The 25,695-nt window shown below is 48.9% G+C and carries 26 protein-coding genes and 1 tRNA gene; 16 read left to right on the top strand and 11 right to left on the bottom strand.

The genetic code is table 11. The annotated features are described in order from the left end of the window. The first annotated feature begins 14 nt into the window (after window positions 1–14). From Pan241w_RS17045 to Pan241w_RS17035, 3 genes are all read left to right on the top strand, one after another. Window positions 15–1,412: an SUMF1/EgtB/PvdO family nonheme iron enzyme gene (locus Pan241w_RS17045; RefSeq protein ID WP_197999980.1), complete on the top strand. Its 1,398-nt coding sequence runs from the start codon at window positions 15–17 to the stop codon at window positions 1,410–1,412. Window positions 1,413–1,533: 121 nt separating this feature from the next. Then, window positions 1,534–2,031 (top strand): hypothetical protein, encoded by a 498-nt coding sequence (locus tag Pan241w_RS17040; RefSeq protein ID WP_145218170.1) that lies wholly within the window; start codon window positions 1,534–1,536, stop codon window positions 2,029–2,031. Between the two features lie 82 nt (window positions 2,032–2,113). Then, on the top strand, window positions 2,114–2,395 hold the full coding sequence (locus Pan241w_RS17035) for a hypothetical protein (RefSeq protein ID WP_145218168.1): 282 nt from the start codon (window positions 2,114–2,116) through the stop codon (window positions 2,393–2,395). A gap of 1,001 nt (window positions 2,396–3,396) precedes the next feature. Here the strand turns inward: Pan241w_RS17035 and Pan241w_RS17030 are convergent. Both Pan241w_RS17030 and Pan241w_RS17025 read right to left on the bottom strand, forming a co-directional pair. Then, a complete protein-coding gene (locus Pan241w_RS17030; RefSeq protein ID WP_145218166.1) occupies window positions 3,397–4,659 on the bottom strand; it encodes a hypothetical protein in 1,263 nt (420 codons plus the stop codon). A gap of 232 nt (window positions 4,660–4,891) precedes the next feature. Further along, window positions 4,892–5,485 (bottom strand): hypothetical protein, encoded by a 594-nt coding sequence (locus tag Pan241w_RS17025; protein ID WP_145218164.1) that lies wholly within the window; start codon window positions 5,483–5,485, stop codon window positions 4,892–4,894. A 675-nt stretch (window positions 5,486–6,160) separates the two neighbouring features. Between Pan241w_RS17025 and Pan241w_RS17020 the strand changes: the two genes are divergently transcribed. The 10 genes from Pan241w_RS17020 (at window position 6,161) to Pan241w_RS16975 (ending at window position 14,057) form a co-directional block, all read left to right on the top strand. Beyond that, entirely contained in the window at window positions 6,161–6,433 is a 273-nt protein-coding gene (locus Pan241w_RS17020) for a hypothetical protein (protein ID WP_145218162.1), read from the top strand. Window positions 6,434–6,756: 323 nt separating this feature from the next. Next, window positions 6,757–6,942 carry a hypothetical protein gene (locus Pan241w_RS17015; protein WP_145218160.1) on the top strand — a complete coding sequence of 62 codons (186 nt, stop codon included), beginning with the start codon at window positions 6,757–6,759 and terminating at the stop codon, window positions 6,940–6,942. Window positions 6,943–7,385: 443 nt separating this feature from the next. Further along, the gene (locus Pan241w_RS17010) at window positions 7,386–8,198 is read left to right on the top strand and encodes an HNH endonuclease (protein WP_145218158.1); all 813 of its coding nucleotides are present in this window, start codon (window positions 7,386–7,388) and stop codon (window positions 8,196–8,198) included. Window positions 8,199–8,300: 102 nt separating this feature from the next. Further along, window positions 8,301–9,176 carry a restriction endonuclease gene (locus tag Pan241w_RS17005; RefSeq protein WP_145218156.1) on the top strand — a complete coding sequence of 292 codons (876 nt, stop codon included), beginning with the start codon at window positions 8,301–8,303 and terminating at the stop codon, window positions 9,174–9,176. Between the two features lie 124 nt (window positions 9,177–9,300). Further along, window positions 9,301–9,789 (top strand): hypothetical protein, encoded by a 489-nt coding sequence (locus Pan241w_RS17000; protein ID WP_145218154.1) that lies wholly within the window; start codon window positions 9,301–9,303, stop codon window positions 9,787–9,789. Between the two features lie 590 nt (window positions 9,790–10,379). Then, window positions 10,380–10,808 (top strand): hypothetical protein, encoded by a 429-nt coding sequence (locus Pan241w_RS16995; RefSeq protein WP_145218152.1) that lies wholly within the window; start codon window positions 10,380–10,382, stop codon window positions 10,806–10,808. A gap of 90 nt (window positions 10,809–10,898) precedes the next feature. Further along, the gene (locus tag Pan241w_RS16990) at window positions 10,899–11,453 is read left to right on the top strand and encodes a RipA family octameric membrane protein (RefSeq protein WP_145218150.1); all 555 of its coding nucleotides are present in this window, start codon (window positions 10,899–10,901) and stop codon (window positions 11,451–11,453) included. 33 nt (window positions 11,454–11,486) lie between these two features. Next, window positions 11,487–11,894 carry a TIR domain-containing protein gene (locus Pan241w_RS16985; protein WP_145218149.1) on the top strand — a complete coding sequence of 136 codons (408 nt, stop codon included), beginning with the start codon at window positions 11,487–11,489 and terminating at the stop codon, window positions 11,892–11,894. 393 nt (window positions 11,895–12,287) lie between these two features. Continuing rightward, window positions 12,288–12,932 (top strand): hypothetical protein, encoded by a 645-nt coding sequence (locus tag Pan241w_RS16980; protein ID WP_145218147.1) that lies wholly within the window; start codon window positions 12,288–12,290, stop codon window positions 12,930–12,932. Between the two features lie 33 nt (window positions 12,933–12,965). Continuing rightward, a complete protein-coding gene (locus Pan241w_RS16975; RefSeq protein ID WP_145218145.1) occupies window positions 12,966–14,057 on the top strand; it encodes a helix-turn-helix domain-containing protein in 1,092 nt (363 codons plus the stop codon). A 130-nt stretch (window positions 14,058–14,187) separates the two neighbouring features. On the opposite strand, the gene Pan241w_RS16970 is transcribed toward Pan241w_RS16975, so the two are convergent. The 8 genes from Pan241w_RS16970 to Pan241w_RS16935 form a co-directional block, all read right to left on the bottom strand. Further along, a tRNA-Leu gene (locus Pan241w_RS16970) sits at window positions 14,188–14,272 on the bottom strand. A 135-nt stretch (window positions 14,273–14,407) separates the two neighbouring features. Continuing rightward, window positions 14,408–14,791 carry a GlsB/YeaQ/YmgE family stress response membrane protein gene (locus tag Pan241w_RS16965; RefSeq protein ID WP_145218143.1) on the bottom strand — a complete coding sequence of 128 codons (384 nt, stop codon included), beginning with the start codon at window positions 14,789–14,791 and terminating at the stop codon, window positions 14,408–14,410. Between the two features lie 244 nt (window positions 14,792–15,035). Beyond that, window positions 15,036–16,097 (bottom strand): dihydrodipicolinate synthase family protein, encoded by a 1,062-nt coding sequence (locus Pan241w_RS16960; protein ID WP_145218141.1) that lies wholly within the window; start codon window positions 16,095–16,097, stop codon window positions 15,036–15,038. Window positions 16,098–16,147: 50 nt separating this feature from the next. Beyond that, window positions 16,148–17,185, bottom strand: a complete 1,038-nt coding sequence (locus Pan241w_RS16955) for an NAD-dependent epimerase/dehydratase family protein (protein WP_145218139.1) — start codon at window positions 17,183–17,185, stop codon at window positions 16,148–16,150. A 111-nt stretch (window positions 17,186–17,296) separates the two neighbouring features. Continuing rightward, window positions 17,297–17,833 (bottom strand): SelL-related redox protein, encoded by a 537-nt coding sequence (locus tag Pan241w_RS16950; RefSeq protein ID WP_145218137.1) that lies wholly within the window; start codon window positions 17,831–17,833, stop codon window positions 17,297–17,299. 67 nt (window positions 17,834–17,900) lie between these two features. Further along, window positions 17,901–18,167: a hypothetical protein gene (locus Pan241w_RS16945; RefSeq protein ID WP_145218135.1), complete on the bottom strand. Its 267-nt coding sequence runs from the start codon at window positions 18,165–18,167 to the stop codon at window positions 17,901–17,903. A gap of 37 nt (window positions 18,168–18,204) precedes the next feature. After that, window positions 18,205–19,587, bottom strand: coding sequence for a DUF1501 domain-containing protein (locus tag Pan241w_RS16940; RefSeq protein ID WP_232107178.1), 1,383 nt, complete (start codon window positions 19,585–19,587; stop codon window positions 18,205–18,207). 159 nt (window positions 19,588–19,746) lie between these two features. Beyond that, window positions 19,747–20,655 (bottom strand): YihY/virulence factor BrkB family protein, encoded by a 909-nt coding sequence (locus Pan241w_RS16935; protein ID WP_145218133.1) that lies wholly within the window; start codon window positions 20,653–20,655, stop codon window positions 19,747–19,749. A gap of 220 nt (window positions 20,656–20,875) precedes the next feature. On the opposite strand from Pan241w_RS16935, the gene Pan241w_RS16930 reads away from it, so the two are divergent. Next, window positions 20,876–21,565, top strand: a complete 690-nt coding sequence (locus Pan241w_RS16930; protein WP_145218131.1) for a hypothetical protein — start codon at window positions 20,876–20,878, stop codon at window positions 21,563–21,565. A gap of 75 nt (window positions 21,566–21,640) precedes the next feature. Continuing rightward, window positions 21,641–23,089: a right-handed parallel beta-helix repeat-containing protein gene (locus Pan241w_RS16925; RefSeq protein WP_232107177.1), complete on the top strand. Its 1,449-nt coding sequence runs from the start codon at window positions 21,641–21,643 to the stop codon at window positions 23,087–23,089. Window positions 23,090–23,100: 11 nt separating this feature from the next. On the opposite strand, the gene Pan241w_RS16920 is transcribed toward Pan241w_RS16925, so the two are convergent. Beyond that, complete coding sequence (locus Pan241w_RS16920; protein ID WP_145218129.1) at window positions 23,101–24,600, bottom strand: leucyl aminopeptidase; 1,500 nt, start codon at window positions 24,598–24,600, stop codon at window positions 23,101–23,103. An 85-nt stretch (window positions 24,601–24,685) separates the two neighbouring features. Between Pan241w_RS16920 and Pan241w_RS16915 the strand changes: the two genes are divergently transcribed. After that, window positions 24,686–25,549: a nitrilase family protein gene (locus Pan241w_RS16915; RefSeq protein ID WP_145218127.1), complete on the top strand. Its 864-nt coding sequence runs from the start codon at window positions 24,686–24,688 to the stop codon at window positions 25,547–25,549. The last annotated feature ends 146 nt before the right edge of the window (window positions 25,550–25,695 follow it).

Genomic DNA, 25,695 nt, shown 5'->3' with positions numbered 1-25,695 from the left:
TAGGTGCCAGGCCTATGACGCGAAGACGGACAAATGGAAATGAAACTTGGTCTCGACTACTAGATTGGGATCGTGGACAACCCGCTTCTGAGCGATTGTCTGCGCATATTCTCCGCGCCGAAGGCTATGAATCCATCGACCCTAGTCATCCTCTCGGTGGACCGGATGGCCTAAAGGATGTGGTTTGCCAACGTGATTCGCTCAAATGGATCGGTGCTGCATATTTTCCTCGTGGTCCTCAGTCATTTCATCGGATCAAAGACAAGTTGCATGGCGACTTGGATGGAGTAGCGGCTAACGCCGCAGACGGAATTGTATTTGTAACAAACCAAGAGTTGCGATTGGCAGAAAGAGAGACACTTCAGACAGTTGCAGGCGATAAACGTGTTGAATTATACCATTTAGAACGAATAGCTTCCCTGCTCGATTCCCCTCAGTGCTATGGGTTACGTTTGGATTTTCTCGACATTGAAATGAACCGAGAAGAACAATTGTCATTCATTGCGACCCGAGATCGGATGATTGATGAACTAAAGTCGGAAATGTCTCATCTTCGATCAGACGTTATAGATGCTTTTGGACGTCTACAGAATCGGCTTTCCTTTGGAGATCTCACGGAAGGATTTGATATTGGATCAATGTCTTCGATTCCAGCTGGTTCATTTCTGATGGGATCAAAAGAACCAGGCATCAATCACTTTCCACTCAATGAAGTTTACACTGATGCTTTTAAAATTGATCGCTTCCCAATAACAAATGGCCAATTCAAAGATTTCATTAATGACTGTCCCGAATGGGGAAAGGATGCAAGCGTAAGCTTCCACATGAATACATACTACCTGTTTACTTGGCAGGGAGATATGTATCCGCGAGGTAAAAAAGATCATCCAGTAACATGGGTAAACTGGTTGGCAGCAGCTGCATTTTGCAACTGGAGGAGTCAGAAGGAAGGGAGAACACCATGCTACGACTGTGAAAACCTGTTTTCCTTCGATTTTGAGAAAGATGGTTATAGATTGCCGACAGAAATTGAATATGAAAAAGCAGCCCGTGGAGATAAAAAACAATCGGTTTATCCATGGGGCAATCATATCAACGAAGCAATCGCTAATTATGGCATGGTCGTTGGAGATACAACGGAGGTCGGTAAATATCCACCAAACACATTCGGCATTTTTGACATTGCGGGAAATATCAAAGAGTGGTGCCAAGATGATTGGGATCATAAACCAGAGACGACTGCAGCGGACCTGATAGTGAATCGAGGCGATCCGCATGACGACAAGTTCAAAGTCTTTAAAGGTGGTTCATGGGGTAGTAATGAGAACGAACTAGCGTGTTCCTTTCGTGCATGGCTTCTACCAGAAAACACAAACCCAGATATGGGATTTCGAACGGTTAAGAAAGCCTGAGTAATCTGAAATAATGCGGCTATTTCTATGCGTCGCGATCTTGGTCATGGTGAAGTGGGAAATGAAATAGATAGGCTTGAATTATATCTGAACAAGCCCATATAGGTGAATAACAAGTTTTGTGGCAAAAGTAGATCCAGTAATGACACGAATAGAAATATCCTTCGACGAATACGATGCCGAATGTCTTACATTCCTGTCCGAACACTTTGACACTCAAGGCGAATACGTTGCTATCAGCGATTTCCCGCAGTACAAAGAACTCGGTCGTGAACATGTAGTGAAAGTGGTTGACCGTTTTCGACGATTTCAGATGGTCGAATTCCTTGATCGGGATACCATTACGATTCTCCCGCAACTTCTTTCCGTAGCTGAGCAGCTACGTGTGCCTGAAAAATCTGCTGATGAGCCTATGTCGTTTGCAGATGTTGAAATTACGTGTCTAAACCGACTCGCTGATATGTTCAAGAGCGGAACAATGGGAACTTCCGTCGACATACTCTTCGATGGCATTGATATTGATAACAGCCAAAAGAACTCCGTCTGTGAGTTCTTGAAAACACGAAACGTTATTAAACCCACCTATCAACTGGGCCAGAGACTGCCCTATTTTTTTTGAGATTTTGCCATCAGTTGTCGACCAGAGCAACCAACAAAATAAATCAAATATTTTCGCCACACCAGCATCTGTCCCGCATACGATGTCGGAGACGATTCATGCAATAGCGCTACTTTGGTTTGGTGACCCAAACGCAAGATTCGCAAAATTCTTCGCAATAGCTGGTGTGGCACTGATCGCAGCACCTTGGTGGCAACCAGTGCTGCAGCAACTTGCAGTACGATATCTTGGAATACCAGACCCTCTTCTAGCAAACGCTGACAGCGCGATGTTCTGGAGCGGATGGGTATTTGTCGTGATTGCGTTGGTGCTTTACATCTGGATTAAGCGACTGCAAACCCAAGAGAAAAAAGTCACAACATAACAAAAAAAATCACCGGGATTGCGGATCGGACGAAATCTAAGTTCAATACTATCACCACAAGCGCGATAATGCACAGCTAAGCGGCCGTTCCATTTTAGCTATACTATTTATAAATATTCCGGAATTCGACCGTTTTTACCCACTGTCCACGAGTGAAGATGGTGCGCGTTCTAGGGGCGGTGAAACGCAATTGTGGGAAGTGTCTCCCGTGCGAATAGCACGGGCAGAAGTACCTGCTCTGCGGCCGATCCCCGTCGGGGGCGATGTGTGGCACCCGCGAGAGAGCTGACGCAGGAAGCCGCGAGGCAGCAGATGGAGCCGTCCCCTTCCACGGGGCGTGTCGGAGGCTGCTGCCTCGCGGGTGACAGCCCGTGAGCGGTGTGCCACTCCTAGTGGCGACTTTTCGGCTTTCCCAAGCCGATGCCGTGTCGATCTCCGATCGCCGGCACTCCCCTGTTGGCTTCCCTGTTAGCAGGGAGGGTTACAGGGGAACCTACATGGTACCTTAATTTGATGTGGTGATTTTCGTATTCACCGCTCTGAGGTGGCCAAGATTTGTTGAAGAATTGTGAATGAGCATCTGAATTTGATCGAACTGATGTTAATAAAAGAGCCGGTCAGGAAGAAAACGAAGTGATGTGTACCACAATATTCTCTCACCATTCCGATCAATCCATAAGTCATCTGCGTGCTTACGAAGAAATCGCACCGTCGCTCTTGGCGAACGGTGAATGTGCGCGGCGATCTCATTGATATGTACTGGCTGATCATCGGCATCAATTAGAAGTTTTAAAATAGTCTGTTGTAGTTCTCGTCGCTTCTGATTCTGCTTTTTCTCTTTAACCACTTTTACTAAATGTTTTTTGTTCTGTTTTTGAAATTCATTCGGAACAAAATCATCATTCCATGTGGTAAAAACTCCTGAGTTGTATCGCTGGAAATGAATTGTGTTATCAATCACTTGAGTGGCAGGCATGAAGTGTTGGAGAATAAGATAAAAGTCAGTTAGAAACGGAAGTCATGGCAGGAACTATTCCCTCTTGGAGACACAGCTCATCCAGGCATTTCTCCAGGCAAAATTTGTCATTTGTGCGAAAGCGTTTTCGATGAAAGTCACTATCCAGCCGCTCGTATGCTTCTTGTTTGATTGCAGCCTGCTTCTCTCTTGAAAGTCCATTCCACCAAGGCATGGCTTGTTGTCTGTTAAAACGACGTTCCTGTTTGGCACGGTCAATTTCATCCATCCGAGTGGCCTTTGCCAGTTCTCTCTTTTTTTCCTTGTGAGCGTTGGCCCGATTTCGCTCTCGTTCTTGAACTTCCGTTGGTGCAGACCAGTTCTGCTCAATTGCAATTCGGAGCATTCCCAATGGATTGCGATCAGCTTTCCTCTTGGGTAACCAAGCGATCTGTTGTTGAATTTCTGACAGTCCCCTACTCTGAGCCAGCTGCAAGGCTGTCTCCTGGCTGAATCGCTCTCCATTGAAATCGACCTGCATCAGTAACTGAAAGGATTCCTGGAATTCAGGAGCAACAACAAATTCAGCCTGTTGTTTAGAAGAGTCTTTGAAACCTGTCTTTCTATCGCTGGGGTTATTGCCGTCTTTTTCCGATAGGCTTTCTGCCGTCTTCTCGCTAGGGATTTTGCCGTCTTCAGCACAGGCCGCTAGGGTTTTTGCTGTCTTATCGACTTTTGCGGCTTCAGGCTGCCAGATCACGGCATAACTGGCGGCACGGCTTTGTTTACCTGCATTTGTGTCAAAACAACCTGCAGTCACTCGCTTTATATAGCCTTTTTGCTGGGCCTTTTTGAGGGTATCTGACAGCGTCTTGGGATCGTTAAGATTTGCAAACTGGTGAATGTAACTGTACGGCAATGGAGCGTGAGAACGTCGCCCGGTGCCAAACTGATTGGCGTAGCCTACCGTGTGACGTAAAACCGTTCCTACCACTTTTGCCATCGCTAGAGTCTCTCGCGGGACAACAACATCAAAGTATCCATTCGGGATGGGAGAACGATAGCCTTCGCCCGTGTAGAATCCGGTGAACCGTTGTGGGGCGTTGGTGTATTTGTCACCATCACTCCCCCACTGGAGCCGGTACTCAGCTGCCTGACCGCGTTGGCCAGGGGCTTTGGCGATGCCTGGCGTCACACAGCAAATGAATTTTCCGGATTCCGCCTCGGCCAGTGCCTTGGGAATCGACCTGGTACTAACACCGGCATAATGGGAAATGTCTTTGTACGAAACCCGGATGTCCTGTTTCACAGGATCTCCATGCCTGTCAAGATATCCCAGGGTCTGTCGAAGAATGTAAGCCACAAGCCTCACACAACTCCGCGACTGATGGCGCAGGCAGACTTCAAAAAACTGATTGGGGCAATAAATATAGTTGGCCGTCAGATGTTCGAAGCCTTTGAAGATGTTCGTCTCAGTGGATTTATCTTCAGAGGCCGATGTCTGATTAGCTGGAGTCCTCATACAACGACGACGAATGTTATTAGAAGAAATACGACAGAATAATTTTGACGATGATGAGGATGATCAGCACGGCGAAGGCCACTGTGAACGTGATGAGAAAACCGGTTCTAACCTTCCTGCCTGAGATCGGTCGATTGGGAACAGAATCAGGCATCCCCTCTTCTTGATTTTTACGACTGGTCAACATCAATAGAGACTTAATAAATGGCCTCGCTTTTTCCTGTGCTCTTAAATGGAGTATCTGTTCGTTCTTTAAATTCTCCTGAAGGCTTTCAATTTGTTTATCTTTTGTTACCAGTTGCTGGTCCTTTGTTGCCAATTGTTGGTCCTTGACTTGGAGTTGGTTGGTAAGCTCATGAATGGCCTCTCTGACGACATCAGAATTGTCCGCTGTGGATGACTTGCCAGTACTCCCCTGTTTGAATTCAGTCTGTAGGGCGATGCTTTTTCGAATGAAAAACTTGGCTCCTTTGGCATCGGGCCTGTGTTCAAAAGCATCAGCATACTCAGGATTGTCTTTTTCTCTCTTGTAGAAACGTTCAATCGTTTTCTTGCTGACGTCGCCAAGGAGATCTGCCGCCTCTTTGAAAGTGATGAAGGGATCGTTTGTCATGCCCGGAGTATGCCGGAGGTGTTATCAAAGATGCAATCGAAAATTGCGACACGACGCACGCCAGTCCCCCACTCTGACTCGGATCAGGACGTGAGACATTGACGTGAACCTGCCGTGCGACTTGACTCACTACACAACGTCTATAGTCCGCGTCCTGTCCTACCTGAAGGCATACTCTCTGTCTCAGATGAAACTGTCTCCTTTGTCTGTTCAAAGTCCGATGTATGAAACCATTCTGCAAAGACAAGCGACATGACGCGAGTCATCCCATCGCAATGACTCGGGCCATGACGTAGGACATCAAACAGGTCCTGTCCTGCGACCTGTCCTGATTCAGACTTTTCATGGCTTGCGTCTGTCGCACACCGCCGTCGCGACACGTGTCGCGAAGTTAAAACTGAGTTGTCGTCTGTTCCCAGTTGGGAAATTCGGTAGACAGAATTGTGAGAATGGTGAATAGCCATTTTCCATGTGACACAAGAAATTGAGGGGACGTCACAGATATTGGTAACTGAATCGACAACTTTCTTTAGAGTAGGGGACTGCTGGAAAAGAAAATCGCCTCTGAAATCAGACAGGACTTTTTTGCACGAAAAGTGATGTCGTGGCACATTGGCTCAACGACATTGTGTCGTAAAGCGAATCTTGATCTTTTGAAAGAAAGTGAGGTGCCATGTGGCCAAAAAGAGTAGTACAAGAAACACTGGCAAAAAACCTGTAAAAGTTTTCCGCATCGGTTTTGTTTCCGCGAGTGTGTTTGTCAACGAAGTGGAGACCAATCTGGGAGGTCGTGAATTTCACAGCGTCAACATTCAACGTTCCTACCGCGATGAGGATGAAACAAAATTCACTTCTTCATTTGGTCTTGCTGAACTGCCGCAGGCAGTGCGGGTACTTCAGCTCGCTCAGGGCTACATCGAACGCATTGAAGCGGAAGTATCGGAGTAGGGGACTGAAGGATTCGCAATACGCGGCGAGCCGACATATGTGGGTTCGCTGCGAATCTTGAATAGATAGCAACTCCTACATCAGACTGCCCTGTGTATAGAAGCCCGTGTCACACGGAAGGTTTGACGGGACACCTTTCCGCCAGCGGATGGTTTCACCGATTCGAATCTTTCAACTTAATTCCTTTGTTCATTGCAATTTCCTCATATTTTCTTGACAATCCATCCTTGGTTAAACAGAATTTTAATAAGTCTACCCTAAATGAGTTTTACCGAAATAATTCAGTCTAATTCAAGTTAGGCATTGAGAGTAAACGATATGTCATGGACGCACTGACCCATCCATTCATTATTCGTGACTCGGTGATCCCAGCGATGTTCCTGTTCGATAATATCCATGTTCTCGAACTGAACCACTGGATGGAACGTTACCGCGAAGATGACGTGTTTGCAAAAGCGGTTATCGCCCCCTCTGTCTTTAATGAAAAGGTATTCGCGAATGTTTTTTAAACCACCCAATACGCGGACTCCATACGTGTGCGTGGAAGCCATGCATTTTCGCGGTAATATCTTTCGGTTGGTTCACCAAAGCGAGTTCACATAACCCCTTAAACTGTCAAAGTAAGTATGAAAGACAGAGAATAGTATTCGCTGCTATAAGCAGTACTCGTAACTTATTTCGCATCTGGTCAAGGAGCTTGGGGGAACGGTTGCGATAGCAGTCATGCTGCGTGATACTGATTGAGAGGAGAGGATCAACATCCGCTGCCAGGGGGGGTATTCCCTGAAGGACTTAGGTAGTGGACTTTGGGCCATGTGTTGTCATTTGGTAATAGGCAGAAATCCTGATAGATTTAGACAGAAACATATTCTGTGTATCAATAGTTATGTGCCTCCCGAACCAATCTATCGCTGGTGTGTCTTAGCGGAAAATCAATACGAACGGAGTCCTCATGGCGCACACACCATTTCAATGCATCTTTTGCAAATCGATGACGGCAAGTTTTGTTTCCTCCGAACACATTGTTCCTGAATCTCTCGGAAACACTGAACACGTATTGCCGCCGGGCATCGTTTGCGATGGTTGCAATAACTACTTCGCACGAAAGATCGAAGGCCCTCTTCTTAGCTCCGATTTCTTGATGCAGGCTCGTCACCGCAACGGGATCCCCAGCAAGCGAAAACGGGTGCCTGTTCAAAACATGCTCTCATTTCCAGATGCACTATCGTTGGAAATGGGGTTCGCGCGCGACGGTTCACGGTATTTGTCGGCAGCGGACGAATCCGACAACGACCGATTTGTAAATCGTTTACTCACATCTCATCGGTTAACAGCAATGTTTCCCGTTCCAGAGAAACCGCCGCAACGATTGTTCTCGCGATTTCTCTTGGTCATGGGGATCGAGTCTCTCGCTTATCGAATGCTCCCGGTGGACGATGGAATCTTATCGGACCACATAAACAACTCTGCACTTGACGAATCAAGACGTTACGCCCGATTTACTGAAGGGAGTGCCGACTGGCCATATCACGAGTGTCAAATCTACCCGGAAAGAAAACCGCTTCTCGATTCGGACACCGGGCTACCATATGACATCCCGCATGAATTCACGCTTCTATACACTCCCAAGAAGGAAATGTATTTTGTGATTGCTATATTTGGTACGCAGTACACTATCAACATAGGTGGTCCTGAGCTTGAAGGGTTCTGCGATTGGCTCGCAAACAACAACAATGCAAGCCCACTCTATCCAACCGGCACATAACAATGGGTTGCACACGGAGCCGCGGGCCGCGCGGTTCTTGAAATCAAAACGGTTTGCCGCGGCCCGGTGCCCCCAGACGTTATCTGATCTGAATCCCCTGCAATGAGCCACCGCCCTTTCCGCTTCACTGAACTCGCCGAACAGCTTACAGGGCACGTGTTATCTAACATCGATTCGCATCTTCGCGGCGACGACGCCCGGTATGGAATTACCTCGACGCCGACATCACCATTCAATTCCGACGAGTTAATTGTCAGTCTCTCCCCACCAAACGATCTCTCATACGCCGCAAATGTTCTGCAACTGGTCGACAAAGCTGAAAACGGATCGTTTCGTGCATTCGTGTTTTTCAACCCTTCGCTGGCCGACGCCCCGCCAGAGGTTGTGGAATCTGTTGTGCGACTCCAAGTCGCTAAAGTTGTTGAACGAATATGGACCACTGAGCGAGTCTGGCGCCCACGCAAGATTGATTCACTCGAAGACTTGGTCAACGTCGTCAGTGGGTTGTGGCTTCCAGACGGCACAAAGGCCTCCATTGACACATCGGCCACTTCTATCACCGATGAGTTGTTTTCCTACTTGGCTGAGAACCCTGCAGCAATCTACCACCTGTCGCCGCGTGAATTTGAAGAACTCGTGGCTGAATTGTTCTCGTGCGAAGGATATGTAGTGGAATTGACCCAACAGTCAAGGGATGGAGGGCGGGACATCATCGCAAGGAAGACGACGATCGCCGGAAATGAAACGCTGGCAGTTGAATGCAAGCGGTATGCTAAAGACAACAAAGTCGGGATCGACGTGGTTCAACGAATTAATGGCGTCCGCGATGAGATGCAGGCAACGAAAGGTGTGGTTGCAACCACGTCCTTTTTTACACAACCGGCGTTGGACAGCGCCGATTTGAAGGCCAATCACATTGGCCTATTAGACTACTACGCCATTTGCGAGTTCCTTACAAAACACCAGACCTCAAAATGATCAGATAACAAGGCCTTGCACCGGAGCGGCGAATCCGGCGAAATTTGAAATCAATGCGTAACATCGCCAGCTGGTTACGCTGGACGTTATGTTCTAACCACAAATCTTAGGTCCAGTTGAATCCATGACCATCGATTCCTTCACGAAGTTGTACGAGCGAGCGGTCGACCTTCAACGTCTGATGTCGCCCTTCATCACCGGTCATCTAGTGGTTGAATTTCTGCTCCGAAAACTCATTCAGATTTACGATGTCTCGCTCACCCAGCATGCCGACGATCTGAAGCATGCCCGTCTAATTTCGCTAAATCATAACATCAGCACGATTACAGACGCACAAAAGGATGCTCTCGTAGGCATTAATAAGATACGCAACAAGTTTGCACATCGGATTACGCACGAGCCAACGCTGGCAGACTTAAAGACATTGTTCATCAAGTGCAAAGATGCGTTCTCAGACTTTACAGACGGAATCGAACAAGGTCTCAGCGAAATCGACGGCGCCGCATCCGTAGATCAATTGGAAGAATGGGAAATACATGAGTTGTTCATCCAAATCGCATATGATCTGCATCATGTGTACCACAATCGTGGGGGGGACATTGAGGAGTTTTAGCCTCTATACGATCCATGGCGCACATAACAAACAAATGCACTAAGTTACCGGCCGGGTCGAATTTGAGATCAGCGTTGCTGGTGAAAACCCATTGATTTTAGACGTTTTGCACTTATCACACAATCACTCATCGGTCGCATGAAACCCACGACATATGAAATCACATTCGTTGACAGTCACCCGATTAACCTAAGATTTACATTTGCACTCGTTTGATAAAATCAAACGTTTTCTCAATTGCGTTTTTAAACGCCCATTTCGAGGACTATGTATGGGTAAGTTAAACTCGTACCTTTGCACGGAATCAGATTCGATTGAACAATTTTCATCTGAATGGGCTTTGGCATAGTCGTTTAAACCAACGTTTGACGGTTCACCTTTCCTACAGCGGTCGGTTTCAGCCATTCAAGTCATTCAAGCTAATTACTTACATCCTCAATTTTCCCTTGACAATTTCTTTTTGGTTAAACAAAATTCCACTGATTCTACAGTTAATACGTTATACTGAAATAATTCAGGATAATTCTTAAACAGCAATCCACTATATTCAAATACACAAAGTCCTCCACACCTCAAAAGGAATGCTCCAAATGTCAGACTGGGAAGAGCGGTTCCAGAAGCTAAAGCAAGACAACGATGCTGTACTCGCGGCAGTTAAATCCGAAGAACAGGCCTTGTCAGATGCCGTTGCCCTATTGCCTCAGCAGAAAGTCTATGCGGAGCGGATTGCGAACGAGGTTGTATGCGACACACTTTGGCGAATTGACGCAATCTTGTTTGACGGTGGATTAAATCCTGTTGTCACTGAGCACGATAGTCGCATGATTGGTGTCGTTGCGGAGATCAACAATGTTCGATTCGCCGTAAATATTTGCTCAAGGCTTGATGGCCAGACTCGCATCACTGTGTTTGGCGGTTTAAAAGACACACTTGGCGAACGGATAGTCGATCTTGATCACGACATTTCTGATATTCAAGAATGGTTCGCCGACACAATCGAATCGTACTACAAACCCTAAGCTCGCTTTCTATAGCAGAGCTTTGTTGTATCTCTTTGCCGGTTGAAAGCCTGTTTATCCGCGAAACATTTGCCAGTAATGAGCCGTCATATGACTGAACTGCCACCAAAAGTATCATTTGAAGAATTCAAGCTGTTCTATGAAACGACCGAACGTGTCACTGACCGTCGACTCGATACGAACCGCTGGAACTACTCAGTATGCTTGGCTATGTTTCTCGGCATCGCTCTCACCGCACGCTGGGCGCTGGTCAGCACAACCTCATTCATCCCCGGGATCGTGTCGGTCGTCATTCTCGCCACCATGGCGATTGTCTTTTGCCGCCATTGGCTTGCTCAAATCGGCGATTTCAAATCGTTGAACAACGCGAAATTTGATGTCTTAGCCAAGATGGCACCTTTAGTTGTCTTTGAATCCGAACAACATCAAGACCTGAAGTCGTTCCTTCCCTTTGACAAAGAATGGGAACGTCTTCAAGAAATCAAGGCACTCCAGCAGCCAAAAGCTTTGGGTTTTTTGGCTCTTAAGTCATCAGGTATCGAATACTTCATTCCGAAGGCGTTCATTTTCATCTACATCCTCACGATTATTTCTGGAGCAATCACAGTGATTTGTGTTGGCGTCTATGGCATACTCTATGCTTGAGGCGTTCAACCAGACAGTTCAAGAAGTGACAAAATGATACGACGAATATATGTCATTATGCCGGTCGCATCCGATCCTACATATCTCGCAAAGCGATCCACAATTGAAACGACGGCTGCCGATTCTGGATTCGACACTTTATTCCCGCTAGATGCTGGTTTCCAGTTCAATCTCGATCAAACGCTTGATGACTTGCGAGACTGCGATCTGGTAGTTGCCGATGTCTCTAACGAACGTCCAAGCTGCTACTATGAACTCGGTCTAGTCGAGGCATCACGCAAGCCCGTATTCGTATTCGCGGTTGTAGGCACGCCAGTTCACCAATTGGCGAATCCCGAATCCGTGATATATTATGATGATCTTAACACACTTCGAGATCACCTGGTAAAAGTGCTGGCTAATAAATACATGAATCGGAGCACCAAACCCAACGGAATCTAAAATAAACATGTATCCTCGCCGCCCGGTTACGCTGGTCGTTAAGCTGTAGCAACAGTCGTGAATTTCAATCTGTAATCCTGTCAACTCATACGTATTCCGATACATACCCTAATTCCACCGTTAAACGGTTTCGCGCCACTTCGATCTGATCTGAAATTGATCCATATCAGCTCGACCGCTCATTTTTGTCCGCGAAACTCATCAAATGCAGGACAGTAATTCAAAACGAAGGTTTTCGCAGAAGTCGAAAAATCGAATGCGGTATGCGCACAATCGCTGTCCGTGGCAAATTAGACTTGACTAGAGAATGTTACACGATAAACTGAGATCCGCAGGAATATATATTGGAATAAAAAACACATATTTGGACATTTTGTGCGAGGTACGGATACTATGGGATTGTTCAGTTTTGCCACGGAAGGACAGCTTTCCAAGGATGAAGTTTGTGAGTTAATGCTCCCATTATATGATGATTTTTGTTATGTATTTCACAGTGCCTGGGATGAGTGGCAAGGTCAGATCCCTGCAGCTACACGCGACAAAGTTACTCCAATGCAGCGAGGTGGTTTTGTTAATGATTTAGCTGTCGACTACGCGAAAAATATGTTCAGAAATCGAGAGAAGCAGCAGATTCATATTTGTGAAAAGCTCAATTTTTTTAAGCTTTATATCGGTGGAACAAAAATTGTGGCCCGCCTTAAAAAGCTGCAGCCGGATTACACTGTCCCAGCCAGTGCTTACTCTAGTCATCGTCAAGCTCGACTGTGGTATAAAAACTCACACATTCCTGGTCTCGTAAATAGTGCAACACGATTGACGATTGGTTATATACTTAATCCAATAGAAACTGAAATTTCTGAGATCGCTGTATCGAGTCAGATAGGACCTCAGCTTCTTTGGGGGGTTCGGATTCATGATGAAGCCCACAGTATTGATGGTGTAAACAGCGTCGATACCACCAAGAAGATATACGAAAATGAAGGACTCCCTGAAATTCAGATCTCTCCAACTGGAGAAAGAAGGAGTCAATCAAATTAAGCATAATGAAATATCGACATAGGAAGATTACTGATGCCAAGAAGGCCTAGCAACTCAAATCAAAATTTCAATAATGCAATGCTTCGGCTTGCACGAGGTTCTAAAGGTGAAACACAAACTGGTCTGGCAAAACTGCTGGGCATATCTCAAGGTAAACTTTCAAAATGGGAAGATGGACTCTTAACTCCTTCTGACGATGAAGTCGAGGGAATAGCGAGGTACTTGAACTATCCCGTCGATTTTTTCTTTACTGACCAGGATGCACAAGGCTTTGGCAGTTGCTGTATGTATCACCGAAAACGTCAATCATTACCAATCAAAACTTTGAGCATGATTCATGATCGGATTAATGTACTTGGGATCGGGGTTTCTCGGCTTCTTAACAATGTACAATTCGAAAGTTCAGCAACGATTGAACAACTTGATATTGATGAGTATGGAGATCCGGAAAATATCGCCAATATTGTTCGCAGTATGTGGAGGAAGCCTTTTGGCCCGATTGAAAGCTTAGTAGCACTGATTGAAAACGCTGGAGGAATAGTTGTTCCTTTAAATTTTGAAACAGATAAACTATCCGCCGTAAGTCTTTGGCCTAGAAAGTCTCCCCCTCTTTTTTTTATAAACACACTTCAACCCGCAGACCGATGGAGATTTACTTTAGCACATGAACTTGGGCATATCATCATGCATCGAGTACCAACACCTGATGTGGAAAAGGAAGCAGACCGTTTCGCAAGTGAATTTTTGATGCCGTCAGACCAGATAGTTGAATCTCTGTCAGGGCTTACCCTTGCTAAAGCCGCCAGGATGAAACAAACTTGGCGAGTCTCGATGCAAGCTTTAGTTATGAAGGCCAGAGACGTAGGAGCAATAACGCCTAGGAAACACAAGACCCTTTTCACTCAGATGAGCCGATTGGGTTACCGAAAAAATGAACCAGAACTGATTAGCCAAGAGTACCCAAGTACCATTAAAAAAATATGTAATACCTATCTGAATGAGTTAGGGTATTCAAAAGCTGATTTAGCTAAGTTGACATTTTGTGTCGATGAACGACAGTTTAATGAAAGGTATCTGCCTGGAGAGGTCGAGGATGATACTCCTCGCTTCAGGATTGTTACTTGATGCCGAAGTAATTCCAAAAAAAGATGCGCTAACGCTATGCAAGTGACTTCGTGCCCCCATATTGCCCCCAAGAGAAATGGCGAGAGAGAAGGGGCTTCTGGCAGATTGCCGTAAGTTCTTTGATGTCAAGTAGCCGAGGCGGGACTCGAACCCGCACGCCCTTTACGGACCCGGGATTTTAAGTCCCGTGCGTCTGCCAATTCCGCCACTCGGCCATGACTTCTAAGAGTATATATTGTATTGAGTTAAGTATTGCAAGCAAGTGACAGGAATTATCTCAAACTGGATTACAACGAAATCGTCACCAGTTTCGTCGCAAATTGGTAATGAGAGCCCTGTTTGTGTGAGATTTAATAGGTGTCTTCGGCTAGTTCGCGTGAACGACGGCGTCGGCGACGGCGGTGCAACCAACGTTCGCCATCTTCTGCTTCGGCAAAAAAGGAGCCGGACAGCAGGCGATAAAAGAAAAGCAGGATGAACGCCCCTCCGGTTGCAGCTAAAAAACCGAGGGTACTGATCGGCGTGACGCGGGCTCCATCCCAGAAAAACGTGAGAACGCCACAACCGACAACACTACCACCAATGCCCATTAGCAGTGTGGCGACCGCGCCACCCGGATCTTTTCCCGGCATGATGGCTTTGGCTGCCAGACCGACTAAAGTACCAAAACCGACCCAGACTAACATTTCGTTGACTGCTTCCTGCAGAATGCGGGTGGTATTATCATCAAACATTTTGACGGTCCTTCGTCGGTAAATGCTTACCTGGATATGATTTACAAAATAGGATCGGTTGAGGGAGGCCTCTGAGGAGAGAAGACCCATTAATTAACCGGTAATCTCATTATCGTCAACCCCGGCTCAAAACTTGGGTTATGAACTATCTAATTGATTTTTGATTAAAGTTTTGTCGAAGGGAAACGAACACCAGTCGTCTGCTTCCACTCTCAATCTTTGCTCATCTGAGGATGCAAACCGATCAGCCGCTCAACCACTCATCAAGATGCGCTTTCACAAACGCGTCATCATTCAGATGCGGATAGGATTCATAAATCCGGTCGATCTCGGCTAGCTGCCCGGGGCCGAGCGTTTCATCGGGATTCAGACACCAGATGCCTTCCAGCAGTCCTTGACGCCTGAGGACTTCATGGATGCCGGGAATACAACCCGCAAAACGATTGGCAACGTCAAACAGGACGGCATTGCAGTCGGTGACTTCGGTGTTGTGGTGTAATAGGGAGAGCGGAATCGCAGTTCCCGACTTGGCGACCTGTTGACATTTTTTGAGGATCTCGACTGCTTTGCTGGTCCAGACTGCCCAGTGCCCGAGCAGTCCGCCGACGATCCGGCGTTCGAGTTGTTGTCCCGCTGATTGAAATCGAAATGGAGTGATGAGATCAAGCACGATGTTGTCATCATTTCCCGTATAGAGGGCGATGTCTTCACGACCTGATTCCGCGACAGCGCGAATCACATCGAGAGTGTGATAGCGGTTAAAGGGAGCCATCTTGATCGCAGCGATGTTTTCAATTTCGCAGAAGCGACGCCAGAACGAGTAGGGCAACAGGTGACCGCCGACATCGGGCTGTAGATAGAAGCCGAATACGGGAATGATGTCCGAGACTGTTTTGCAATGTGCGATCAATGTTGCTTCATCGGCCTGTTTCAGTGCCGACAGACTGAGTAAGCCGAAGTGATATCCAGTGTCGCGGGCGAGTGTCGCTTCCTTCGTGGCTTGTGCAGTATCGCCACAGATGCCGGCAACGCGCAACAGGGGGACGCTGCGTTGTTCGTCAGCACGGTTCATTTCTTCTGACGCGAGTTCCAGGACCGGTTGATAGAGATCAATGCCCGGATCGCGGATTTCAAATTGCGTCGTATGTACGCCGACCGCCAGACCGCCGACACCGCTGGCGATGTAATAGCGTGAGAGCGCTCGCTGTCGGCGTTCATCCAGTTTACGGGCCGACGTGAGTGCCAGAGGATGTGCGGGTATCGCAGTTCCCTGTTGTAATGTTTGTGTAATCAGAGAGGAGTTCACAATCCTGCTTTCCTGTGTGAATACATTTTTTTGCCGGAGTTGAGGCCATGTTAAAACTTGCCGCTGCGCGATTCAAAATGGGTTGGTTTGCCGAGCAACGGACGCTCGTTCTGAATCCAGTCGGCAATCCAGCCAATGATTTGTTCGACTTCGACCAAGGGGGCGCCGTAACGCTGATGTCCATATCGACCATTATTGAGTAACGCGTCTTCGGCTTCGGTTCCAGTGAATTTGGGGTGTTTGCCGAACAGAGTGCCAAATTGTTCGCAGATCTCACGGACTTTCAAGATCTGGGGACCGGCCACATTCAGATTGAATGGGGGCGATGTTCCGTCGGGCAGGGCGCAGAGCGTCATCGCGTTCGCGTCGCCTTGCCAGATCACGTTAACGTAGCCCATGGAAATATCAATCGTCTGTTCCTGATATACCTGCAGTGCGAGATCAACGAGCACGCCGTAACGGCATTCGGTCGCATAGTTCAGGCGAATGATGGTCATCGGGATCTTCAAAGTGCGGCTGAAGTGTTCGAACATCCGTTCGCGTCCCAGGCAGCTCATCGCGTACTCACCCACTGGGTCCGGTTTATCCGTTTCGACGGAACCCTGGCCGGAAGCGGGGACCAGACCGTAAATGTTTCCCGTCGAAAACGCGGTGATGCGGCTGTTACGATATTTATTGCAGACCAGGGACGGCAGATAGGTGTTCATCGCCCAGGTCAGCGACTCATTTCCCGTCGCACCGAATTTCATACCCGCCATATAGATGACGTTGGGGACATCGGGCAGGCTGTTAATAAATTCCGTGTCGAGCAAGTCGCCCTTGATGGTTTCAATGCCCAGGTCTTCGAGTGGCTGTCGGCTCGATTCATCGGAGAATCGGCTTACACCGAGAATACGACGTTGAATGCCGGCTGCTTCGTCGGCGCGAATGATCATGCGGGCTAGCGTCGGTCCCATTTTGCCGGCGATGCCGAGCAGAATCAAATCTCCTTCCGTTTGCTTTAGTGCCTGGATCACCCGTGGAGTTGGGCGGCTGAGGAGTTCGTCTAGCTGTTCGAGATTGTCAATCGTTTTGGGGAATTCGGACATCTTTTTCTGTCTAATGCGGGAGTGTAAATTCACGGTGAGCTTTGAGTGAAATAATTATGCTCTTTGGGCTATTATGGCAGGTTCGGTTTTGAAAGGGAAATCAAGGTGGAATTATTCGCGGGGAATCTCGCAGGCCAGAAGTTGAGCCCAGTCTGGCAGATCCGCCGAGTTTTGCGAGAAGTGGCTGGCGACGACATGACTCTTGTCGAGAATGACCGCGGCCCCCAGTTGTTGAATATCTTTTCCGGGAATGCCGGGCAGATAGCCGGAGAGAATGGTCGTTTTGAAACCGGACCACCAGATGGCAGGCCCGATGGTTTCCGAGAGGTTCCCCCGTTTGACCTGGAAGAGCTCATAGAGTTTGCGTTCCGGGTCACTGAAATGTTGCACGTTGTGCAGGGCATAGCGGGATAATAATTTCTCAGCCTGCTCGTTGTTCATCATATGCACAATGGCCAATTGCAGATTCTGCTGTTCAAGTTGAGCGGACAACGCCTGCAGTTGATCCAGAACCTGGCGGCAGAAAGGACAGCCACCATGCCGGAGAAAGACGACGAGGACCGGCCGCTCTTGCGAGAGTTTGTCTAATGTCTTTCCCTGCGCTGACGGGAAGGCGGCCAATGCTTCTTTGAATTGATTTTGATCCATGCGTCAGGCTCAGTTAATGGCGCTCGCTATTCGTTCTCTGTGAAGAGGGGGCATTTACCGATCTACTTTACCATAATGCGTTTGGATTTTCCCGATGAAAATCGTGGATGTTTTGCACGGTATCCTCAATCGTCTCGAGATCAGAATAGAACATGGCGGTCGGGTCAATCTGTTTCTCTTCCAGAAAATCAATTTCCGAACGCAGCTGTGGCACGCGCGCCAGTTGCGGAAAAACGACCAGCCAGAGCAGTCCCAGTGAGACCGTCAGGAATGTGAACCAGCCCCACTGGCGTTTTGATGCTCCGGCTGCAGGGGGCTGTGGTTCTGTTGGCATTTGTGACACGATGAAAGACAATCTGTTCGCTGGTAGCTTAAAAGAGTTCGTGGATGACTTCACCATGATCAATGGCAACCGTTGGTCTGCCGGAATGATCGGGGAAGTGGATCTGGGGGTCCATACCCAGCACGCGGTAAATCGTGTGATGAATATGTCCGGGTCGCACCGGTCGATCGGCGGGAGCTTCTCCCAGTCGATTGGTGGCTCCGATGATGTGGCCCCCTTTGACGCCGCCACCGCCCATCAGGCAGAACATGGAATTGCCCCAGTGATCACGGCCGGGCGTTCCTTTACTCAGGGGAGGGCCGCCATTACCACCATCGTTCATGCGGGGCGTACGACTGAATTCACCACAGAGCACGACCAGCACTTTTTCGCTCATGCCGCGTTGGGAGAGATCTTCAAACAGGGCACTGACTGCCTGATCGACGCGGGGGAGATAACTCTCGTAACCGCTTTTCAGATTCCAGTGATGATCCCAGCCACCAAAGTGAACGGTGACGAACGTAGTTCCTGCTTCGACGAGACGACGTGCAAGCAACACGCTTTGTCCCCAGGTATGACGGCCGTATTGATCCCGGATTTTGTCATCTTCGGAATTGATATCAAATGCCTTGCGTGCTCGATCGCCGGTGACCAGTTCGTAGGCTTTCTGATCCAGCCGGTCCATGGAATTGAGCATGCCCGACTGATCCACGTCTTTACGAAGCGTATCGAATGTTTTGAGCAGTTCTTTGCGATCTTTCAAGCGTTGGATGGATAATCCATTCGCCAGATTCAGATTCTGGACCTGAAAGTTTTTATTGTTGGGATCGGAGCCGGTGATAAAGGGATCGTGTTGCACTCCCAGGAAGTTTCCGCCGAAGTAACCGGGACGCAAACCAATGCTCGATGCATAAGGGACGGAAACATAGGAGGGCATGCTGGGATCGCGCGGTCCGAGGACTTTGGTCGCCATGGAACCGATGGAAGGATTGCGGCCAGGAGTACTGCCGCCACTCACGCCGCCACGACCGGTGAGCATCCAGTGACCGCCGGTGAAGTGGTCACCGGTATTGTGATGTAGCGAACGAACGATGGAAAACTTATCCGCACACTTGGCTTGCAGTGGAAACATTTCGGTGATGTCCATGCCCGGCACGTTGGTGTGGATTGGGTTCCAGATTCCCCGGGTCTCGCTGGGAGCATCGGGCTTCATATCATACAGGTCCAAATGACTGGGGCCGCCGTCGAGCCAGAGCAGAATGACAGACGTATCTTTTTTTGCGGCCCCGCTTTGCTCGGCTTGTGCTTTTGCATGGAGAATTTGAGAGAGACTGGCTGCCCCCATTCCGGCGACACCCGCCTGTAGAAAATGACGCCGATTGACGCCATCGCAGTACTTACCCGTTTTTCCAAATTCAACACGGAACATCATGCGGATCCTTTGTGCGAATAAACAATAAAAGATCTTTTATGTGTTTATTTTATGATTTTGCATCCGGTTTCGTCAATAATGAAGTGCTTTGATTTCGCATCTTTGGCACGTCTGTTTGCGGATGATGCATGGACAGCCGATCCCAGTTCCGCTCTCAGATCATTTCAAAACGCCGTCTGCTTTCATTTTGGCAGCGCGGTAGATGACGCCGTTGATCTCGCCCCCCATCATCAGGATGGCACCGGTCAGGTAGAGCCAGACCAGGAGCACGATAAATCCCCCCAGAGTACCGTAGGTTTCGTTGTAGTGGGCGATGTTCTCGACGTAAATTCGGAAACCCTGCAGCATGATGACCCAGCTGATGACCACAAACAGACTGCCAGGGGTAATGATTTTCCAAGGGAGTTTCACACTCGGGACAGCCCAGTAGATGACTGATGTGGAAATGAGCATGAAACCGCAGGCAACCGACCAGCGTGTGCCGGCTGACAGCAGCAGGTGTAGCCAGGGCGCGTAAAAGTTCGCCAGTAATAATCGTGCCAGTTCCGGGCCGATGACGAGCAGGATCATCGCAAGCAGTAACAGGATTAACACGCCAAACGTGAGTAATAACGCCAGACCACTTGATTTCCAGAAGGTGCGACGGCGGTCGACTTCGAATACGGCATCCAGGCCGGTTCCCATCGTGAGAAACAGACGGGTGCCTCCCAGAGAGAGCAGGAACACGCCGCCGGTGATCAGGCTGATGGTCGTTTTATGTTGGATGTCTGCGATCTGATCGAACAACATCTTTGATACGTTTGACGGCAGACCCTGGTTGATGGCATTTTCCATGCTGAGAATCAAGCCTTTGATCGGCAGTTGTGCCACACAGGCGATGATGACCATTAACAGGGGGAAGAGCGTGAAAATTGCATAATAGGCAAATTGCGCGCTGTGGGCACTGAGTCTGTGGTGGTTGTATCCTCGGACAGATTGATAGATCAAATCCCAGGGAGTCAGTCCCCCAAATCGCCACATGGCCCGAAAGCCAATTTTTCCCAGTTGTATCTGTTCCTGCTCCGTCATATCAGACCGTTCTTATAGTATTGCAGTGAAATAAGTTAGTGATAGAAATCGACAGTAGGCTCTTTTATGAGAAATATCGTCATTATTTACATAATCGTTAAAGGTTAACATTTTGAAAGACCGATCAATGAGATGTTGGGAACTCCTTTTCAAAAAGGCCCCGATTTCAAACTGCGAGTTAATTACTATTTCAACGTTCTGAGATTGACCGGATTTCAAAATGAATTCGTTGCTGAAACTAAGTGCGGGAATTTTACTGTGTCTGCCCTTAACCGGCTGTGCTGGCCCTGGCTATTATGACCCTGCGACCGGCATGGTCTGTAGCGGCGATATGTATGGCCCCACGAATTTCATGGATGATATCAAATGCTCTCTTTCCAAGCACCGCGCAAAGAGAATGCAAAAGCATTGTTGTAATATGTGTGATCCGTGTAATACATGCAATACCTGTGATCCTTGTCGCAGCGGTGGTTTTGGATCGTCTCTACCGGGGATGTTGTCTTCCGGTACTTTCAGTTACGGTTCGGATGAGGGGGCGATGGAAACGTATCCCATGAATTCGTATCCCACCCCTACTTATGCACCCCAGTCGAGTTGTCCGACCTGTGGACCTCAAGGGGGAACATTCATGAACGAGCAAGGTGGGACAATCATGAACGAATCGATGATGCCCGAAATGAGTTCGCCTGCTTCGCCCGCACCAACGACCGTTGTGCCACAGAAAATTACACCTGTTCCCGAACACGGGCACAATGGAGTCATCAACAAACCGGCTCCCGCACCTGCCGCGGAAGAGCCGATGTCGTATGTACCACCGGCATTATTACACACTCCGACGACAATCCCCAGTAGTGCCAGTCCCAATCCGGGAGCACGTCCAGTACAATGGGTGCCAGCACAGATTCATTAATGGAACGCGACTGATGGTTTAAAACACCTTGTGAATCCGTCAGTCAAGAGCGTTACGCTCTCAAGGAGATGTTGGGTGTTTCAGCGTGATTTCACAAATCAGAGGGAGCCTCAACAGAGTTGGTTTGGCACGCTTCCCTGTCTGATCCTGCTGATGTTCTGCTTCCTCAGCACGTTTGCGAAACAGGTTGAAGCAACGATTTACGACGTCGGCCCCGAACAGAAAATTCTTACCGTCGAAAAAGTTCCCTGGGAAAGTCTGAACGCCGGTGATGAAGTGCGTATCCACTGGCGGCCTCGGCCTTATCATGCCAAGTGGGTTCTTTGTCGTCGGGGAACCAAAGACAAACCGATTGTGGTTAAGGGAATTCCTTCCGACAAGGGAGAGTTACCCGTGATCGATGGGCGACGAGCAGTCACACGGCCGCAGTTACGCTTCTGGGGCGAACAGCGGGGCATCATCAAAATTGGTGGCGCTCGCGATCCGGCCGATACCATGCCCGCGTATATTGTGATTGAAAATCTGGATATCCGCAGCGCGCGGCCCTCTTTTTTCTATTTCAGCTCGGATGGTTTACAAAAGTATTTCCAGAATGCGGCTGCGATCTTTATTGAAAAAGGGGAGCACATCACGATTCGCAACTGCTATCTGCACGATTGTGGAAACGGTCTGTTTGTAGCCTACGAATCGAAAGATCTGCTGATCGAAAACTGTTCGATCTACCATAACGGCATCGCAGACAGCTATTATGAACACAATGTCTACACGGAAGCCGCCGGGATTACCTTTCAGGGAAATTACCTGGGGCCCCTGCGCAAAGACTGTCTGGGTAATAATCTCAAAGATCGCTCGGCTGGTCTGGTTGTGCGTTACAATTGGATTGAGAGCGGCAATCGTCAACTCGACCTCGTTGATTCCGAAGGCGGCGATACGATTCGTTATGATCCCCGCTATCGATCGACTTATGTGTATGGCAATGTGCTGATCAAACGGAAAGAGGATTCCAACAGTCAGATCGTCCACTACGGTGGCGACAGCGGTGATGAGAGTGCGTATCGCAAAGGAACGCTCTTCTTTTATAACAACACGGTTGTCACCCGCCGTCCTTCTTCGACTTTGGTTTTACTATCGACGAACAGCGAACATCTGGACTGCCGCAATAACATTCTCTATACCACACAGGCAGGCAACAGCTTTTCGATTCTAGATGAAAAAGGGACCGCCAGTCTCAGCTACAACTGGATCAAAGCCGGCTGGAAAGCCGCTCATTCCAGCCGATTCGGGAATGTGAGCTCGGAGCACGAAATTCATTCCGGCGACGATCCCGGATTTCAGGATGAAGAAAAGAATCTGTTCTTTCTGACGGCAAAATCGGCGTGTCTGAATAAAAACGGCCTATTGCCGGAAGCGGTTCAGAAAAATTTCCCGATTCAAAAACAGTTCAAAGGCCCCCGGGGAACGAAAGAACGCCCCGCAAAATCCTTGAAAGATCTGGGGGCGCTCGAAAGAGAGTCGGAAGAGTAAGCGGGCTACGTTTACTTACTCGACGGGTAATGGCCGGCGACTTCGACCAGCGTTTTGACCATGCAGCCGGTACCGCCCCCTTCACGATGAGGCAGATTCGCGGCGGCGAACGCCGGACCGGCGATATCGAGGTGCACCCAGGGCGTCTCGTTGATAAAGTTTTCCAGGAACTTGGCGGCAGTAATCGCACCGCCCCAGCGGGTTCCGATATTCTTCAGGTCGGCGACATCGCTTTTGAGTTGTTCGCCGAACTGCGGAAACATTGGCATTTCCCAAACATCTTCACCGCTGTTTTTCGCGGCATCTTGAACGGCTTGGGACCAGTCGGCATTGTTGGAAAAGACGCCGGTGACTTCTTCGCCCAATGCAACAACGCAGGCACCTGTCAGTGTCGCGAGGTCGATGATGTTAGATGCACCACGGTCAACGGCGAATGTGAGCACATCGGCTAAGACCAGGCGGCCTTCGGCGTCGGTATTCAACACTTCAATCGTTTTACCGTTACGTGCCGTCAGGACATCGCCCAATTTATAAGATGAGCCATTTACCATATTCTCAACCAGTCCCATGTAGCCGACCACGTTGACGGGCAATTTGAGTCGGGCGATGGCGGTCATGGCGCCTAGTACCGCAGCAGCGCCGCCCATATCGCATTTCATGGTTTTCATGCCGTCACTGGGTTTGATCGAGAGTCCCCCACTATCAAAGGTGACCCCTTTTCCGACGAGGGCCAGCGTTGGTGCAGAGGGATCGGCGCCTGCATGTTTGAGAATAGCCAGACGCGGTGGTTGATCGCTGCCTTGTGCGACGGCCAGCATGGATCCCATCTTTTCCTGTTCGAGCTGGTTCTCATCCAGGATTTCGGAATCCAGTCCAAATTCTTTGGCGACTTCAACAACGCGGTCGGCGAAGCTGATTGGGTAAATATCCGCGGCCGGTCGATTGACCATTTCCCGTGCCAGATTGACCGAGTCCCCTAAAATCGTGCCGCGTTCTACGGCCTGCTGGCAGGCACTTTGATCAGCTGTTTCGGTGCCGACAATCAGCAAATCTTGAAAAGGAAACCGGGATGCTTCCTGGCGGTAGAGATCTTGACCGACGGAGCCGACCAGCATGGCCGACGTCACCACGCACGCTAGTTGTTCTGTCGAAAGCGACTTGTTTTCCAGCTCGGGAATCAAAACGGCTGCCGTTGTATTTTGTTTGGTCGAAATCGTACGGGCTGCAGTCATCATCGCTTTTTCCAGCGATGCCAGAGAGACCTCAGCATCAGGGCCTAAGCCAACCAGCAGGACTCGCGGTGTTTTGATTTCCGTTAAGCCGAGCAGAGAGGCTGTGCTTGCCAGTTTGCCGGTGAAATCTTCGCTTTCGATCAGGCGTGAGATCAACCCGTTTAATGTTTCATCCAGTTGAGCAACCGTAGTCCTTAGCGGAGCCGACTCGGCCAGGCCGATGACCAGCCAGTTTGCTGAGAGAGAGGAAATGGATTCATTCGTAAATTGCGTTCCCATTAGTTCTTCAAATCCCTTTATCGATGGAATAGTGCAGAGTAAGATAAGTTGTCTGACAGTTTATCAAATCAGGAGCAAAAACCCAATGAGAGATATCCGGATCGCCGCCGTCCAGTTTGAACACCGCAATGGCGACAAAGCCTATAACCTCCAACGGATTCGTGAGCTCGCCCACCAGGCGGTCGAGCAGGGGGCGGAAATTGTCAGCTTCCACGAGTGTTGTATCCCGGCTTACACGTTTGTGCAATCATTTTCCAAAGAGCAACTGATAGACCTGGCCGAGCCTGTTCCAAACGGGCCGAGTACGCAGGAATTGATGCAGATTTCAGAGGAAGTCGGCGTTCCCATTCTGGCCGGTCTGTTCGAAGTCGATCAGGGGGAAGTTTATAATACGTATATTTGCGTGGATGGAACTGAACTGCTGGCCCGCTTTCGCAAGCTGCACGCGTTCGTGAATTCGCATCTCTCTTCCGGTGATGAGTACGTTGTGTTTGATGTACGGGGTTGTCGTTGCGGGATTCTGATCTGTTATGATAATAATCTGGTCGAAAACGTGCGGATGACGGCGATGCTGGGAGCAGACATCATCTTCATGCCTCATGTGACCTGTTGTCTGCCGTCAGTGATGCCGGGCCGCGGTCTGGTTGATCCGGCACGGGCCTATGATAACGGGGTCTATGCTATCTTCACAAATCCGGTTGGCATAGATGATCAGGAAGTCAAACCGGGTCTGTCAATGATTTTAGATCCGTTCGGCGAGATCATTGGAGAATGTACCAAACTGGGCGACGACATCACCATTGCCCTCTGCACTGAGGAAAAACTGGGACAAGCCGGCGGACGACGTTATATCCGCGCACGACGTCCGGATCTATACGGCAAACTGGTTGAGCCCTCAGAGACACCACCGGTGACCGAACCGGGGTGGGAACTGAAACCGTCCAGTTGAAATGGCCAAGTCGTGTTTCTGAATTAGAATGCGTCTTAGCAAATGAGAGAAACCGGGGCTAACGCCCTTCGGCTAATTGCTGCAGACAAGATCAGCCGCACGGCGTTAGACGCGGTTAATACCGATCGCGGTGAGTGCGCTTTCCT

It is taken from the genome of Gimesia alba (assembly GCF_007744675.1).
Taxonomy (GTDB): Bacteria; Planctomycetota; Planctomycetia; order Planctomycetales; family Planctomycetaceae; genus Gimesia; species Gimesia alba.
The sequence above is the reverse complement of the archived record's forward strand: the minus strand, read 5'-3'. Positions and strand labels throughout refer to the sequence as shown.